The organism is Inhella inkyongensis, assembly GCF_005952805.1.
Lineage (GTDB): Bacteria > Pseudomonadota > Gammaproteobacteria > Burkholderiales > Burkholderiaceae_C > Inhella > Inhella inkyongensis.
In genome coordinates this window covers 3,980,265-3,994,126 of sequence record NZ_CP040709.1, presented here as the reverse complement: position 1 = coordinate 3,994,126, position 13,862 = coordinate 3,980,265, and the positions used below count along the sequence as shown (strand labels likewise).

Annotated in this window: 14 protein-coding genes; 5 read left to right on the top strand and 9 right to left on the bottom strand. The window is 70.1% G+C overall.

Translation table 11 applies throughout. The features are described 5' to 3' along the window. Positions 1 to 30: 30 nt before the first annotated feature. The 3 genes from FF090_RS18640 to FF090_RS18630 are packed head-to-tail and all read left to right on the top strand — an operon-like array spanning position 31 to position 4,251. Complete coding sequence (locus FF090_RS18640; RefSeq protein ID WP_246071466.1) at positions 31 to 1,545, top strand: AmpG family muropeptide MFS transporter; 1,515 nt, start codon at positions 31 to 33, stop codon at positions 1,543 to 1,545. 14 nt (positions 1,546 to 1,559) lie between these two features. Beyond that, positions 1,560 to 2,474, top strand: coding sequence for a M48 family metallopeptidase (locus FF090_RS18635; RefSeq protein ID WP_138858169.1), 915 nt, complete (start codon positions 1,560 to 1,562; stop codon positions 2,472 to 2,474). Between the two features lie 10 nt (positions 2,475 to 2,484). After that, a complete protein-coding gene (locus FF090_RS18630) occupies positions 2,485 to 4,251 on the top strand; it encodes an ABC transporter substrate-binding protein (RefSeq protein ID WP_138858168.1) in 1,767 nt (588 codons plus the stop codon). 40 nt (positions 4,252 to 4,291) lie between these two features. Here the strand turns inward: FF090_RS18630 and FF090_RS18625 are convergent, their stop codons facing one another. Then, on the bottom strand, positions 4,292 to 5,062 hold the full coding sequence (locus FF090_RS18625; protein ID WP_175423730.1) for an AraC family transcriptional regulator: 771 nt from the start codon (positions 5,060 to 5,062) through the stop codon (positions 4,292 to 4,294). Positions 5,063 to 5,111: 49 nt separating this feature from the next. Between FF090_RS18625 and FF090_RS18620 the strand changes: the two genes are divergently transcribed. After that, positions 5,112 to 5,579 carry a DUF3224 domain-containing protein gene (locus tag FF090_RS18620; protein ID WP_138858166.1) on the top strand — a complete coding sequence of 156 codons (468 nt, stop codon included), beginning with the start codon at positions 5,112 to 5,114 and terminating at the stop codon, positions 5,577 to 5,579. A 37-nt stretch (positions 5,580 to 5,616) separates the two neighbouring features. Here the strand turns inward: FF090_RS18620 and FF090_RS18615 are convergent, their stop codons facing one another. The 7 genes from FF090_RS18615 to FF090_RS19355 are packed head-to-tail and all read right to left on the bottom strand — an operon-like array spanning position 5,617 to position 12,451. Next, complete coding sequence (locus FF090_RS18615) at positions 5,617 to 6,270, bottom strand: MBL fold metallo-hydrolase (RefSeq protein ID WP_138858165.1); 654 nt, start codon at positions 6,268 to 6,270, stop codon at positions 5,617 to 5,619. Between the two features lie 31 nt (positions 6,271 to 6,301). After that, positions 6,302 to 9,448, bottom strand: a complete 3,147-nt coding sequence (gene lanM, locus FF090_RS18610; protein ID WP_138858164.1) for a type 2 lanthipeptide synthetase LanM — start codon at positions 9,446 to 9,448, stop codon at positions 6,302 to 6,304. Continuing rightward, positions 9,448 to 11,664, bottom strand: coding sequence for a peptidase domain-containing ABC transporter (locus FF090_RS18605; protein WP_138858163.1), 2,217 nt, complete (start codon positions 11,662 to 11,664; stop codon positions 9,448 to 9,450). Before FF090_RS18605 ends, lanM begins: the two co-directional genes overlap by 1 nt. Positions 11,665 to 11,694: 30 nt before the next feature. Then, positions 11,695 to 11,844 carry a hypothetical protein gene (locus FF090_RS19370; protein WP_175423729.1) on the bottom strand — a complete coding sequence of 50 codons (150 nt, stop codon included), beginning with the start codon at positions 11,842 to 11,844 and terminating at the stop codon, positions 11,695 to 11,697. A 44-nt stretch (positions 11,845 to 11,888) separates the two neighbouring features. Continuing rightward, the gene (locus FF090_RS19365) at positions 11,889 to 12,038 is read right to left on the bottom strand and encodes a hypothetical protein (RefSeq protein ID WP_175423729.1); all 150 of its coding nucleotides are present in this window, start codon (positions 12,036 to 12,038) and stop codon (positions 11,889 to 11,891) included. 44 nt (positions 12,039 to 12,082) lie between these two features. Next, positions 12,083 to 12,232, bottom strand: coding sequence for a hypothetical protein (locus FF090_RS19360; RefSeq protein WP_175423729.1), 150 nt, complete (start codon positions 12,230 to 12,232; stop codon positions 12,083 to 12,085). 54 nt (positions 12,233 to 12,286) lie between these two features. Further along, positions 12,287 to 12,451, bottom strand: coding sequence for a hypothetical protein (locus tag FF090_RS19355; RefSeq protein ID WP_175423728.1), 165 nt, complete (start codon positions 12,449 to 12,451; stop codon positions 12,287 to 12,289). Between the two features lie 199 nt (positions 12,452 to 12,650). On the opposite strand from FF090_RS19355, the gene FF090_RS18600 reads away from it, so the two are divergent. Continuing rightward, positions 12,651 to 13,514 (top strand): hypothetical protein, encoded by an 864-nt coding sequence (locus FF090_RS18600; protein WP_138858162.1) that lies wholly within the window; start codon positions 12,651 to 12,653, stop codon positions 13,512 to 13,514. Positions 13,515 to 13,537: 23 nt separating this feature from the next. On the opposite strand, the gene FF090_RS18595 is transcribed toward FF090_RS18600, so the two are convergent. Further along, positions 13,538 to 13,843 carry a hypothetical protein gene (locus FF090_RS18595; RefSeq protein WP_138858161.1) on the bottom strand — a complete coding sequence of 102 codons (306 nt, stop codon included), beginning with the start codon at positions 13,841 to 13,843 and terminating at the stop codon, positions 13,538 to 13,540. Positions 13,844 to 13,862 lie beyond the last annotated feature (19 nt).

Here is a 13,862-nt window from a genome sequence, read left to right as displayed (position 1 = left end):
ATCGCGCGCTCGCCCGTCGTAGGAATCCCCTTGCAGCTCGCCCGTCTTCATCGCCTTGTCGTCATCACCCTGCTGGGCTTCGCCTCCGGCCTGCCCCTGGCCCTCAGCGGTCAGGCCATGCAGGCCTGGTTGACACAGGCGGGCCTGAGCCTGGCCACCATCGGCTTTCTGACCCTGGTGGGCCTGCCCTACACCTTCAAGTTCCTGTGGGCACCGCTGATCGACCGCTTTGACCTGCCGCTGTTCGGGCGTCGGCGCGGCTGGATCGCGCTGACGCAAGCCCTGCTGGCGGCAGCCTTGTGGGCCATCTCTCAGGTGGACCCGGCCAGCCAGCTCGGCCCCTTTGCGGCGCTGGCGCTGCTGATCGCTTTCCTATCGGCCAGCCAGGACGCCGCCTACGACGCCTACCGCGCCGATCTGCTGCCGGCCGAGGAACGCGCCCTGGGCGCCAGCCTCAACACCCTGGGCTATCGCCTGGCCATGATCGTCAGCGGCGGGTTGGCCTTCATCTGGGTGGATGCCAACGCAGGCGGCGGTCTCAGCTGGCCCCAGGTCTACCGCCTGTTTGCCGCGCTGATGGGCGGCGCGGCCTTGCTCACGCTCTTGGCCAGCCCACGCCTGCCTCGTACCGAGCGCCCGCAGACCGATGGCCGCCGCGACCTGATCGGCTTTGCGGCCGTGCTGGTCGCGGTGGGCCTGGGGGTGGCCTTCGTGCAGCAGGGCCTGGCGCCGGCCTTGCAGGCCTGGCTGGCACCGGCCACGCCTTTGGGCGGGCGCTGGGTCGATCTGCTGGTGCTGGCTTGCGGGCTGGCCCTGGTAATTCCGCTGGCGGCCTGGACGGCCCGGCGCGCCCATTACGACACCTTGATGGGCGGGCTGCAGGACTATCTGCGCCAACCGGGTGCGGTGGCCATGCTGGTGCTGATCGTGTTCTACAAGCTGGGCGATGCCTTCTCGGTCAGCCTGCTCACGCCCTTCTTGCTGACCGGCATGCACTTCAGCACTGCCGAGGTGGGCGTGGCCAACAAGGTGTTTGGCCTGTGGCTGAGCATCGGCGGCGCGCTGCTGGGCGGCGCGCTGATGCTGCGCCTGGGGCTGTTCCGCGCGCTCTTGCTGTTCGCCGTGCTGCAGGGCCTGAGCAATCTGGGCTACTGGTGGCTGGCGGTGGCGGGCCAGGGGCAGATGGGATCGGTGAGCGTGCCGGCCTTTGACTGGCTGATCGTCAAGCTGGCCACGGCAACGACCCTGGACGGCGGCCTGCTGGCCGTGATCGCGGTGGACAACCTGTGCGGCGGCATGGGCACCGCGGCCTTCATCGCTTTCATGATGGCGCTGTGCCGCCAGGCCTACTCGGCCACGCAGTTCGCGTTGCTCTCGGCGCTCAGCGCCGTGGGCCGCGTGTGGGTGGGCCCGCTGGCCGGGGTGCTGGCTGAAGGGTTGGGCTGGCCCAGCTTCTTCCTGCTCAGCCTGCTGTTCAGCCTGCCGGCCCTGGGGCTGTTGTTTTGGCTGCGCGGCCCCATTTCGAGCCTGGATTCCGCGAAATGAACACAATCCGCCCCATGGACACCCTGCACCTAGAACACGCCCCCTCCTATGGTTTTGGCCGCTGCGACTGCTGCGGCCCGGCGGCTGCGCCGCAGCGACGCCTGTTCACCGGGCTGCTGCTGGCGGGCGCCAGCGGTGCCGCCTTGGCGCAGCGTGAGGGCGTGCAGGTGGGTGAGCGCAGCAAGTTCACCAAGCTGGTGCCGGCCGAGCAGGTTGAACAAGCCGCCGCCATGCAGTACCAGCAGATGGTGGGCGAGGCCAACCAGAAGCGCGCTTTGCTGCCTGCCAACCACCCCCAGGTGGAACGCCTGCGCTTCATTGCCCAACGCATGCTGCCTTTCACCGAGGAGTGGAACCCGCGTGCCCGGCAGTGGAAGTGGGAGGTCAATGTCATTGCCAGCAAGGAGCTGAATGCCTTTTGCATGCCGGCCGGCAAGATCGCCTTCTATTACGGCATCCTGGCCCAGCTGCAGCTCAGCGACGACGAGGTTGCCGCCATCATGGGGCACGAGATCGCCCACGCGCTGCGTGAACACGCCCGCGAGCGCATGGGCAAGTCCACGGCCACGCGCGTGGGCGCCGGCCTGCTCAGCAGCCTGTTGGGCCTGGGCAATCTGGGCGATGCGGCGATGAACATGGGCGCCCAGTTGCTGACCCTGAAGTTCAGCCGCGAGGACGAGACCGAGGCCGATCTGGTGGGCATGGAACTGGCCGCCCGCGCCGGCTACGACCCGGCAGCCGGCGTGACCTTGTGGGAAAAGATGGGCCGTGCCCACAAGGGCGCTCCGCCTCAGTGGCTCAGCACCCATCCGGCCGGCAAGACCCGTATCCAGGACATTCAAAAGACCACGCCCCAGGTGGCCGGCCTGTTCGCCCGCGCGCCCAAGCCCGAGCGGCGCTTTCCGCCCGCACCGGCGAGCCTGGGCTGACGTCGGCTTGATGCGTCGCCGCGATCTGCTGGCCTCCGCGGCGCTGCCGCTGCCGGCTTGGGCCAGCGCGGCGCCCGAGCGCGTGCTGCGCGTGGGTACCGACATCGCCGAGGTGGGCTTTGACCCACCGCGCGTGTCCGACCGCACCTCGGTCACCATCAACGCGCACATTTTTGAGAGCCCGCTGACCTACGACTACCTGGCCCGCCCGGCCCTGCTGCGGCCACAGACGGCCGCCGCCCTGCCCGAGGCCAGCGAGAACTTCACACGCTGGGTCTTCACGCTGCAGCCCGGCATCTTCTTTGCGGATGACCCGGCCTTCGGCGGCAAGCCGCGCGAGCTGGTGGCGGCCGATTACGTCTACAGCATCAAGCGTTTTTTTGACCCGCGCATCCCCACCGAGCATCTGTTCCATTTCGAGAACGCCGGCATCCTGGGCCTGAGCGAACTGCGCCAGCGGGCGCTGAAGGCCAAGACCGGCCTGGACTACGACGCCCCGGTGGCGGGCTTGCGCGCGCTGGACCGCTATCGCTTTGAGATTCGCCTGGCACGCCCCGCGCCGCGCTTTGTGCAGCTCTTTGCGGTGCCGGGGCTCACCGGCGCGCTGGCGCGCGAGGTGGTCGAACACTACGACGACGAGTTGCCCGCTCACCCGGTGGGCACTGGCCCCTTCATGTTGCAGCGCTGGCGGCGCGGCTCGCAGGTGCGCCTGGTGCGCAACCCGCGCTTTCGCGAGCAGCATTTCGACAGCCTGGCCACCGATCTGAACGCCGAAGACCAGGCCCTGCTCAAGCGCTTGCAGGGCCGCCGCCTGCCCCTGGTGGACGCGGTGGAGGTCAATGTGATCCTGGAGGAGCAGCCGCGCTGGCTGGCCTTCCATGGCGGCGAGATCGATGTGCTGGAGCTGCCTCCCACCCTGGCTCCGGCGGTGATGCCCGGTGGCCGGCTGGCGCCCTATCTGGCGCAGCGCGGTGTGCAGGCGCGGGCCCAGGTGGATGCCAGCGTGCGCCACACCTTCTTCAACTGCGAGGACCCCGACATCGGCGGCCTGCAGCCGGAGCGCGTGGCGCTGCGCCGCGCCATCGCGCTGGCCTACGACAACACCGAGGAGTTGCGCAGCGTCTTCAAGGGTCAGGGTGTGCCGGCGCAGTCCATGCTGGTGCCGGCGGTCTATGGTTTCGATGCCACCCTGCGCAGCGCGGCCGGCAGTGGCGACATGGCCCGCGCCCGGGCGCTGCTGGACACCTATGGCTACCGCGATGTGGATCGCGATGGCTGGCGCGAACACCCCGATGGCCGCAGCCTGACCCTGCGCCTGGCGGGTCTGTCCGACAGCCGCCAGCGCGCCATCAACGAGCTGTGGCTGAAGAAGATGCGGCTTCTTGGCCTGCGCATCGTGTTCGAGCCCGGCCAATTCGGCGAGCTGATCAAGAACTCACTGGCCGGCACCTTGCAGATGTGGAGCTACAGCTGGACCACCAGCCAGCCCGACGGCGACTTCTTCCTGGCCCTGGGCTATGGCCCCAACGCCGGCCAGGCCAATGACGCCCGTCTGGTGCTGCCCGCTTTTGATCGCGCCTACGAAAAACAGCGCGCCCTGCCCGACGGCCCCGAGCGCCTGGCCGCCATGCGCGCGGCCAACCGCCTGATGCTGGCCTACCAGCCCTATCTGCCGCACTTCCATGCGCTGCGCGTGGACCTCAGTCAGCCTGGCGTGGAGGGCTACCGCCGCCACCCCTTCACGCGGGATTGGTGGCGGTATACGGCCAAGGAGTGAGCGGTCGGCGCCGATCCGTCTGCGCCAGCGCACCTCGTGCTCAGTTGCCTCTGCGGCGCAGTTGCTGCGGCGTGAAGCCCACCAAGCGGTGCAGGCTGCGGGTGAAATGCGCTTGGTCATGAAAGCCCAGTTCGAGCGCCAGTTCGGCCAAGGGTGGGCAATCTGCGGCGCGCAGTCGCTGCACCGCGTCTTGGGCGCGGGCGCGTTGCAGCAGCCACTTCGGCGTGACCCCGAGGTAGTCGGCAAACAGCCGCTGCAGCGCGCGCTCGGAAAGCCCCAAGATCGCCTGCAGTTGTTGCGCGCGGATCAGCCCTGGGTCTTGCTGCACGGTGTCGATCAAAGCCCGCAGCCGGGGCAGCCAGGGATCGAGGGGTGGGCGTTGCGGCAGCAGCAGGGCCTCGGCGCGGCGCACGGCCTCGGCGTCTTCCTGAGTCTGCAGAACCCAGGCCTCGGCCTCGGGAACCGGACGATCGAGGCAGGGTGAAGCATCGGTCTGGCTGTCGCTGAAGGCCAGCAGGGGCTGCGTGAGCCAGCTGCGCAGGCCAAAGAAGCGCAGACCATGGACGCGCCCGCTGCCCTGCATGCTGCGCGTGTACACCCCCCGCGCCACGCCATGCAAGGCGGTGGCGCCGGCCTCAAAGACCAGATGCGGATGCGGAAAGGGCAGCACCTGCTGTTGCTCCACCTGGCCCGGCGGCAAGTCCCAGTCGATCAGCCAATGGAAGTCGATCCACGGGGAGAGCTCGGCGCTGGCCGGATAGCGGCGCAGGCGCAGGCCCTTCGGGCCACTCAAGAGGGCGCGCGCATCCAAGGTCGGGTTTTGACAAGACGGCGGGGCGGGCGTGGGCGAGCATGCCGGCATGTGGACCTTCCATCAATCGATCACGCGGCGCCTGGCACTGGCCGGCTGTGCCGCGCTGGCCAGCTCAGCCGCCATGCCTCAAGAACTGAATGCACAAGGACTGTTCGAGATCCAGTTGGACCCAGCCAGCACCTGGGGCGAGGGCGCCCTGCAGCGTCGCGGCTTTCGCAAGCAGTATCGCGGCGCGCTGGAGGGGGAGGCCGTGGGCGAGATGCTGTCGGCCGGGCACCCGCGCCAGGGCGAGGCGGGCTATGTGGCCCTGGAGGTCTTCCGGGGCCGACTGCACGGCCGCAGCGGTGCCTTTGCCGTCGCCCAACTGGGCCTGCTGAGCCAGGGCCTGCCGGAGCTGCGCGCGCCCATCCTGCCCGGATCCGGCCAGGGCGAGCTGCTGGGCATTGCCGGGGAGCTGCGCATTCGCGCGGAGGGCGGAGCCCATTACTACGAGTTGATTGCGCGCCTGCCCTGAGCCCAGTCGGGGTTGCGGATTGCGGTCGGAAGCGGCCTCAGCGCCCGCGCAGCGCCGCGTCCGCCACAAAAGGGTTGCTGCGCCGCTCGGCGCCAAAGCTGCTCTCCGGCCCGTGGCCGGGGATGAAGACTGTCTCATCCCCCATGGGCCACAGGCGCTGGGTGATGGAGGCGATCAGCTGTTCGTAATTGCCCTGCGGGAAATCGGTGCGGCCGATCGAGCCGGCGAACAGCACATCGCCGACAAAGGCACGCTGCGCCGTGGGGCTGTAAAACACCACATGGCCGGGCGTGTGGCCCGGGCAGTGGCGCACCTGCACCGTCTCTTGACCCAGCTGCACGGTGTCGCCATCGGCCAGCCAGCGCGTGGGCGTGAAGTGCTCGGCCTGCGGGAAGCCAAACATCTGGCTCTGCTGCGGCAGGCCGTCGATCCAGAACTGATCGCCCGGGTGCGGGCCAATGATGGGCAGGCCTTGCTCGCGCGCCAGCTGGCCGGTGGCGCCGGCATGGTCGATGTGGGCGTGGGTCTGCCAGATGGCCTTGAGCGTCAAGCCACGCTCCTTCACAGCGGCCAGCAGGCGCGGGATCTCACCCCCTGGGTCGATCAGCGCGGCCTCGTTCGTCTGGTCGCACCAGACCAGGGAGCAGTTTTGTTGGAAGGCGGTGACGGGCAGGGTTTGATAGCGCAGCATGGGTGCGCATTGTTAGCCAGCTCCCCTCTCCTTATTGCAGCCGCAACACACTGGGCAGGTCGGGGCGGTCCAGTCGCAGCAGCGCGTAGACGATGCCGGCCAGGCCGGTGAACAGGCCCAGGCTTTGCAGGGTGCTGGGGCTGCCGGCCAGGGTGCGGTAGCCGCCCTGGGCCTGGGCGCGGGCGATGGCGCGGGCGGCGCGTTGGCGGGTTTGGGCTTGCTGGTGTGGGTCGTCCAGGGCCTCGGCCAGGTCTTGGCCGCAGGCCACCAGACCGAAGTTGCCGCAGCACAGATGGTCCAGCGCGGCGTCGGGCTCGGCCTGGGTGCTGCGGGCGGCGTGCTGCAGGTCTTGCTCCACACCGGGCTCGCCCTGGGCGCGCAGCACGGCGCGCACCAGGCCGATGCCGGGGGCGCCATGGCACCAGGCGCAGGCGCAGGGGCTGCTGGCGCTGGGGCGCAGATCGCGCCAGTTGCGGGCGCCGGGTTCAAAAGCCTGCCGTTCGAATTCCAGCGCGGCCCGGCCCAGGGCCTGGAGTGCCGGCCCGGTTTCAGCGGGGCGCAGACGCGCCAGGGCCAGGGCAAAGCCGGACTGGCCATGGGACAGGCCGGTGAGCACCTTGCCGGCCACGGTGGGGATGGGGCCGGCGGCGCCGGCCTGCTCCAGACGCAGGGCACAGGCCTGGATGCGCAGGCTGCAGGCTTGGGCCAGGGCTACATCGCCCTGGGCCTCGGCTACTTCGCGCACGCTGCTCAGGCACAGCAGGGTGCCGGCCACACCGCCAGCCAGGTCCAGCACTTCGTCGGCGGCCAGGGCGCTCAGGGGGATGCGTTGCACCACGGCGCCGGCCAGTTGCAGGGCACTGCGGTCGCCGCACAGGCTGGCGATGCGCGCCAGCGCATAGGCCACCGAGGGGGCGCCGCTGATGCCGCCCAGGGGCTGCTCGTCCAGCTGCGTCAGGCCCAGGGCCAGATGGCGCTGGGCGGCACGGCGCAGGGCCTGGAAGCGCTGGCCCTCCGGCCCTTGCTCCAGATAGGCCAGGCTGAGCGCCACGCCGGCCACGCCTTCGCCCAGCCAGGGCGGCAGGGGCTGCCAGCCGATGCGGTTCTCTTCGGCCACCAGGCGCGGCTGGATCCAGGTGGCGGAGCCGTCGCGCCCCCAGATGGCGCGTGCGGCCAGCTCGTCACCCAGGGCCTGGGTGGCGCGTTGCAGGGCGGCGGCGTCCAGTTCAGCGGGCGTGGCAGGGGTGGCGGATGCCGGGTCAGCCTGGGGCTGCGCGGCGTCGAGCGGGCGCAGCAGCGCGCTGGCGATGAAGTCCAGCTCGCGGCGCAGGTCGGGCTCGCCGAAATCCTGCAAGCGTTGCACCAGGCGCTGCATGCCGGCCTCCATCAGGTAGCCGCTGATGGGCGCATGGCCGTCGAGGTGCAGCACGGCCTGGTCCACCGGGCTGTGGAAGTGCGGCACATCGCCCTGGGCCATGGCCCGGCGTTCGGCGGCCAGCAGGGGCCAGATGCTGGGTGCCTGTTCGCGGTTCAGCAGCGGGCGGGCCAGGGCCTCCATCAGCAGGCTGCGGTCCACGCCTTCTTGGCAGAGTTCGGGGGCATTGAGGCGGTTCAGAAGCGCGGTGTAGACCAGGGTGCCACGAAAGATGAAGCGGGCCTCGCAGCGGGCAAAGCCGCTGAGCACGCCGCCCGGCGCGCACCAGGCTTGGCGCCGCGCCATGGCATGGCGGGCCATGCGCTCGAAGCCGCGTTGCAGCGCAGCGCCCTGTTCGCGCACGGCCACGCGTCGGCCCTGGAACATCAGCTGGTGCGCGCCATCGCCCACGGTCAGGGGCTGGAACTCGCGGCGCATGCTGTCCTGACCCAGATCGACCCAGTGCGACTGGCGGGCTTGCGTGAGCGCGCCGTCACCGGGCGAGAGCCCACCCAGTTCGACCCAGAGCTCGCCCTCCTGTCGCGCATCGGGCAGCAGGCCGCAGCCCAGCACCGAGGCCGCCAGGGTCTGGCGGGCCCGCAGTTCGGCGTCGGAGTAGTCCTCTTCCAGGTCGCGGGCGCGCTGGTGGCAGACGGTCTCCAGATCGATCAGCACCGGCTGCTCGCCCACGGCGATGACGTTGCCCGAGTGGATGTCGGTGATGTCCAGCAGATGGGCCAGGCAGAGCAGGGCCCCGCCGCGCTCGAAGTAGCGCTCGACCTGGGCGGCCTCGTGCACCGGCTGCGCCACCACGCCCTGCACCCAGCCGTAGTCGGCGCGCGCCAAGGTGGCAGGAAGCTGCAAGTCGTCGGCCGCGCCTTCTTGGCGCAGTTGCTCGAGCAAGGCGGCAAAGGCCTGGTCCAGGCTCAGAGGGCGTGGCTTGTAATAGAGCGACAGGCCGCTGGCGAAGTCCAACCGGGCCACCTCGCGGCCGCCGCGATGGGGGTCGCCCAGGCCGGTCTGCAGGCCCACGGGCTGGCCCGCGGCAGCGGCCCCGAAGCGCTGCTCAAGGGCCGGGGCATCGGCCTGCCAGCGCAGCAGCAGCTCGGCGCTGGCCGCCACCCAATGCAGGGCCGCCAGGGCCATGGAGCGGGTCATGGCGGCGTGTTCCATCCAGAAGTCGGGCTGGGCGGCCTGCTGCAGCACGCGGGCGTAGCAGCCCTGGGGCTGAGCGGCGCGTTGTGCTTCCAGCAAAGCCGCCAGGCTGGGGCCGCTGAACTCGCACAGGCGTGCGGCCAGGCCGCGCAAGCAGCCGAGGCGCAGGGCGGGCACGGAGGCGACCGGCTGGCCGGCCAGCGCGGCGTCCAGGCGCTGCTGGGCACGCAGCAACCAGGGTGCCAACACCTCGGCAAAGGGCAGCTGCGGACGCAAGGTGCTCAGCTGCGTGTCCGCCGCAGGCTCGCAGGGACCCAGGGCTTCGGCCACCAGGGTGAACTCCGGGGGCAGAACTTGCTCGGGGCGGGGCCCCACGCGGCCCAGCAGGCGGCGCACCTCGGTCTCCTGCAGGCCGTCAAAGCGCAGGCGACGGGCCATGCGCTGGGGGTCGTCTTCGGCGGCCAGATGCAGCCAGGCGGCCCAGCGTTGCTCGGCTTCGTCTTCGGCGCCTGCCTGGGGCACAAAGGCGCCGCTCAGGCGCTCATCCAGCGTGCTGGCGCGGGCCCAGAGCGCGCGCAGCCAGTCGTTCGAAGGGGTCGAGGCGTGCATCACGGAGCTCCGGTTTCTGGGGCGGCAGCGGTGTCGTTCTGGGCCGCCATCAGGCGTGCGTAGTGGCCCTGGCGTTGCATCAGCTCCTCATGCCGACCCTGCTCGACGATACGCCCGGCTTCCATCACCACGATCTGGTCCGCATGGCGGATGGTGCTCAGGCGGTGGGCCAGCACGATGCGGGTGCAGCGCAGGGTGGCCAGGGCGGTCTGGATATGGCGCTCGGACAGGCTGTCCAAGGCGCTGGTGGCTTCGTCCAGCACCAGGATGCGCGGGCGGGCCACCAGGGCGCGGGCCAGGGCCAGGCGTTGGATCTGCCCGCCCGAGAACGTGGCGCCGCCGCTATGCAACACGGTTTGGTAGCCCATGGGCAGGGCGGCGATGTCGTCGTGGATGGCCGCCTGGCGGCAGGCCGCTTGCACGTCTTCCAGCGTGGCCTGTGGGGCGCTCAGTCGCAGGGCATCGAGCAGACTGGCTCCCAGCAGCTCGGGCCGCTGCGACACCACGCCCACCTGGCGGCGCAGGCTGCCCAGGTCCAGGCTGCGGATCTCGTGGCCGTCAAAGCGCAGCTCGCCGCTGCTGGGCAGATAAAGGCCCGCCATCAGGCGTGCCAGGGTGGACTTGCCCGCCCCAGAGGCCCCGACCACGGCCACAAAGCTGCCGGGCTGGACCTGCAGATCGATCTGCTGCAAGACCTCCTCACGCAGCGGCGAGAAACGAAAGCCCACGCCGCGCAGGCTGAGCGCACCGCTGAGGACCGGCGCACTGGGCAGAGCCTGGCCCTGCTGCTGCTCGGGCGGTGCCTGCAGCACATCGTTGATGCGTTCCATATAGGCCCCCAGCAGGCCGAGCTGGCCCACCGTGGCCGCCAGGCCGGCGATGGGCGCCAATGCCCCCACGGCCAGCGCATTCAGGCTCAGCATCTGACCCAGGCTGAGCTGGGCCTTGAGCACTTGGTCCACGCCGTAGAACAGCAGCAGCAGAGGGCCGGCTGTGCGCAATGCGGCGCTCAGGGCTTCCAGGATGGCGTCCATCCAGCCGCGTTGGCGCTCGATGGCCAGGGCGGTGTCGAACAGCGCATGCCATTGCGCCTCGACGCGCCGCTCGGCCCCCGATGCCTTGACGGTTTCCATATTGGCCAGCAGCAGGGACTCGTACTCGGCGCGGGCCGACTGGCTGGACTGGGAACGGCTCAGCAGTTCCGCACGGCGCCGCCGCGTGACCAGGAAGATCGCCAGTTGCAACGCGCCCAGCACCGCCACGGCCAGGGCCATGCCCGGCGAGGCCCAGGCCAGCAGCAGCGCGTAGCTGAGCAGCAGGCTGCTGTCCATCAGGCCGGAGAGCAGGGCCGCGCTCAGCACTTGGCGCACCACCGAGTTGGCCTGCAGGCGCATCATCAGATCGCCCGCCGTGCGGCGCACAAAGAAGCCATAGGGCAGGCGCATCAGATGGCCCATCAGGCGCCGGCCCAGGTCGGCATCCAGGCGTTCGCGCAGGTCCAGCAGCAGGCGCCCGCGCAGCAGGCCGACCAGCGGATGAGCGAGCACCAGGCCCAGTGCGCCCAGCCCCAGCAGGCGGGCCAGGTCGTGGTTGGCAGTGGGGATCACCTGATCCACCAAGGCCCCGGTGAGCAAGGGCAGGCCCAGGCCCAGAGCCTGCAGGGCCAGGCAAGCCAGTGCGATCTGCGCCCACTGGCCGGAGCGCCACGCCAGGCGCGCCAGGCCCAGCAGGCCGCCGCGCTGCGGCTGGCCGTCGGCCACAAAGCCCGGCCCGGGGCTGAACACCAGGGCCGTGCCGGAATAGGAGGCGCAAAGCGTGGTGGCGTCCACATGGCAACGCCCACGCGCCGGATCGAGGATCAGGGCACCACGGGCGTCGGCCCGCAGCAGCAGCACGAAGTGGCCGCCTTCCCAATGCAGGATGCTGCCGCGCGGCAGCTCGCCCAGATGGGCGGTGGGCACTGCGTGGCCGCTGGCGTCCAGGCCCAGGCTGCGCGCCGTGCGCACGATGTCCAGGGCGGTCACGCCATCGCGACCGCCATCCAACATGGTGCGGATCTGCGCCAGCGGCAGATGCTTTCCATGGGCGGCCAGGGCCATGCTCAGGCAGGCGGCGCCGCAGTCGGCACGTTCCATCTGCAGCACGGGGCGGATGCGGCGCGGCCAAGGGCGTTGAGCCCCGCTCACGCCATTCAGCAAGGGAACGGTCGTGTTCATGCTCAAGCTCCTGGCCGGGGTGATGGGGGCTCAGCCCCAGCAGCAGACGGTCACGTCGGCGACGGTGACGCGCGGCGACTTCTCGCCCGGGCGGGCACCGGCGATGCCTTTGAGTTGGGCGTCGCTCAGGCCGGTGGAGGCCAGGTTGAAGCGGGCGGGCAGGGTCTTGGTGGTGTTCATGATGAGGTCCTTGAATGAGAGGAAAAGCGGTGGGGACCTGAGGCTCAGCCCCAGCAGCAGACGGTCACGTCGGCGACGGTGACGCGCGGCGACTTTTCGCCCGGGCGGGCACCGGCGATGCCTTTGAGTTGGGCGTCGCTCAGGCCGGTGGAGGCCAGGTTGAAGCGGGCGGGCAGGGTCTTGGTGGTGTTCATGATGAGGTCCTTGAATGAGAGGAAAAGAGGTGGGGACCTGAGGTTCAGCCCCAGCAGCAGACGGTCACGTCGGCGACGGTGACGCGCGGCGACTTTTCGCCCGGGCGGGCACCGGCGATGCCTTTGAGTTGGGCGTCGCTCAGGCCGGTGGAGGCCAGGTTGAAGCGGGCGGGCAGGGTCTTGGTGGTGTTCATGATGAGGTCCTTGAATGAGAGGAAATGAGAGGAAAAGAGGTGGGGGCCTGAGGCTCAGCCCCAGCAGCAGACGGTCACGTCGGCGACGGTGACGCGCGGCGACTTTTCGCCCGGGCGGGCGCCGGCGATGCCTTTGAGTTGGGCCTCGCTCAGGCCGGTGTGGGCCAGGTCGAAACGGGCGGGGGCGGTGGCGTTGGTCAGGGTCAGTGGCTTGGTCATGATGGGCTCCGGAAGGTTTAGGTTGGTAGGCCCAGCCGCGTCGCGTACCTGTTTTTCTTGGGCCTTGCGATTCGGCTGGGACGGAACGAATCTTCAAAGCGCGCCGTTTCAGTCCCGTTTCGTGCAAGAGGCTGTTGTGTTTCAAATGTTCGGGCGTGGCGGGCGGCTAGCATCCCGGCCCTTTTTCAAGGGGGCCGGGATGAGCGGTGCGCGAGGACGGGTGTGGGGCGGCGCGGTGCTCGCACTGCTGGGCTTGGCCGCAGGGCTGGCACTGCAGTGGCGCCCGGTCGCCGAGCCCATTGAAGTCGGGGTTGAGCGCCCTGCCGGCGCGCGGCCGCTGCCGTTGCTGCCTGCGTCCGCTGCGAGCCCGGCCTCAGGGATCACGACGGCGCGAGCCCCCGCGCAGGTCGCCAGCGTCGCAGCCCCCTCGGATCCGGCGGCCAAGATCGGCTCGGAGGGGTATGGCCCGCATGTGCAGCGTGCGCTGGACAGTGGGGACGCGGCGCAGGCGCTGGAGGCGGCGAACTGGATCGCCCAGTGCAAGCCCGAGTTCGACGTGGAGGCGGCACTCAATGGCACGCACCCGAAGTACCGGATCCAGGTGGCCGATGAGGTGCGGGCGGAGTGGATTGAACGCGAGCGCCTGACCCAGCGCCTGTGCCAGACCCTGACCCCGGATTTGCTGGCCCAGCACCGCGCCCTGGCCCAGCGCGCCTTCGAGGCCAAGCTGCCCGGTGCCGGTCTGGCGCTCTACAAGACCTTGCCGCGCGAGGAGCGCAATGAGAGCGAGCGCGCGCTGGCGCTGCGGGCGTTGCGGGCCGATGCGGAACGCGGCGAGGCCCTGGCGGTGCCGGTGTTGGCGCTGGCCGATCTGGGTCTGCCGCGCGGTGAGCAGCTGGGCTATCAGCGTCTGCTCAAGCAATTGGTGCTGCGCAAGATCTTGCCGGCGATGAATGCGGCCATGCGCTTTGATCGACCGGCGCCGCCCTTCTCGGTGCAGGAAGAGGACGAGGCCTCAGCGCTTGCGCAGCGCCTGTTGCCGCGCTTCAGATTGGGGGGCTGAAGGGTCGGCGCCGACGGCTGGACTCAGCGCAGCAAGGGGTTGCGCGGCGGCTCGCCCTTCTTATTGCAAACCGCGTCAGTGACCTGCCGGCCCAGCACGCTCACCACCACGCCCAGCGAGCAGTTGAATTCCTGGCCCGAGCGGGTGCGTGCTTGGTAGCGCGTGGAGCCGCCTTCGTCGCCGCGGTTGCTGATGGTGATGTCGGCGGCGCTCACGCCCAGCGCAAAGGCGGTGCGTTGGACGATCACGTCATTGCCGACGAGGGTGGAGGCACAGCCGCTCATCAAGAGGGCGAGCGAGAGCGAGGTCAGGGTGGCGCGGGAAAGCATGTGGCTTCCTTTCTGGTGG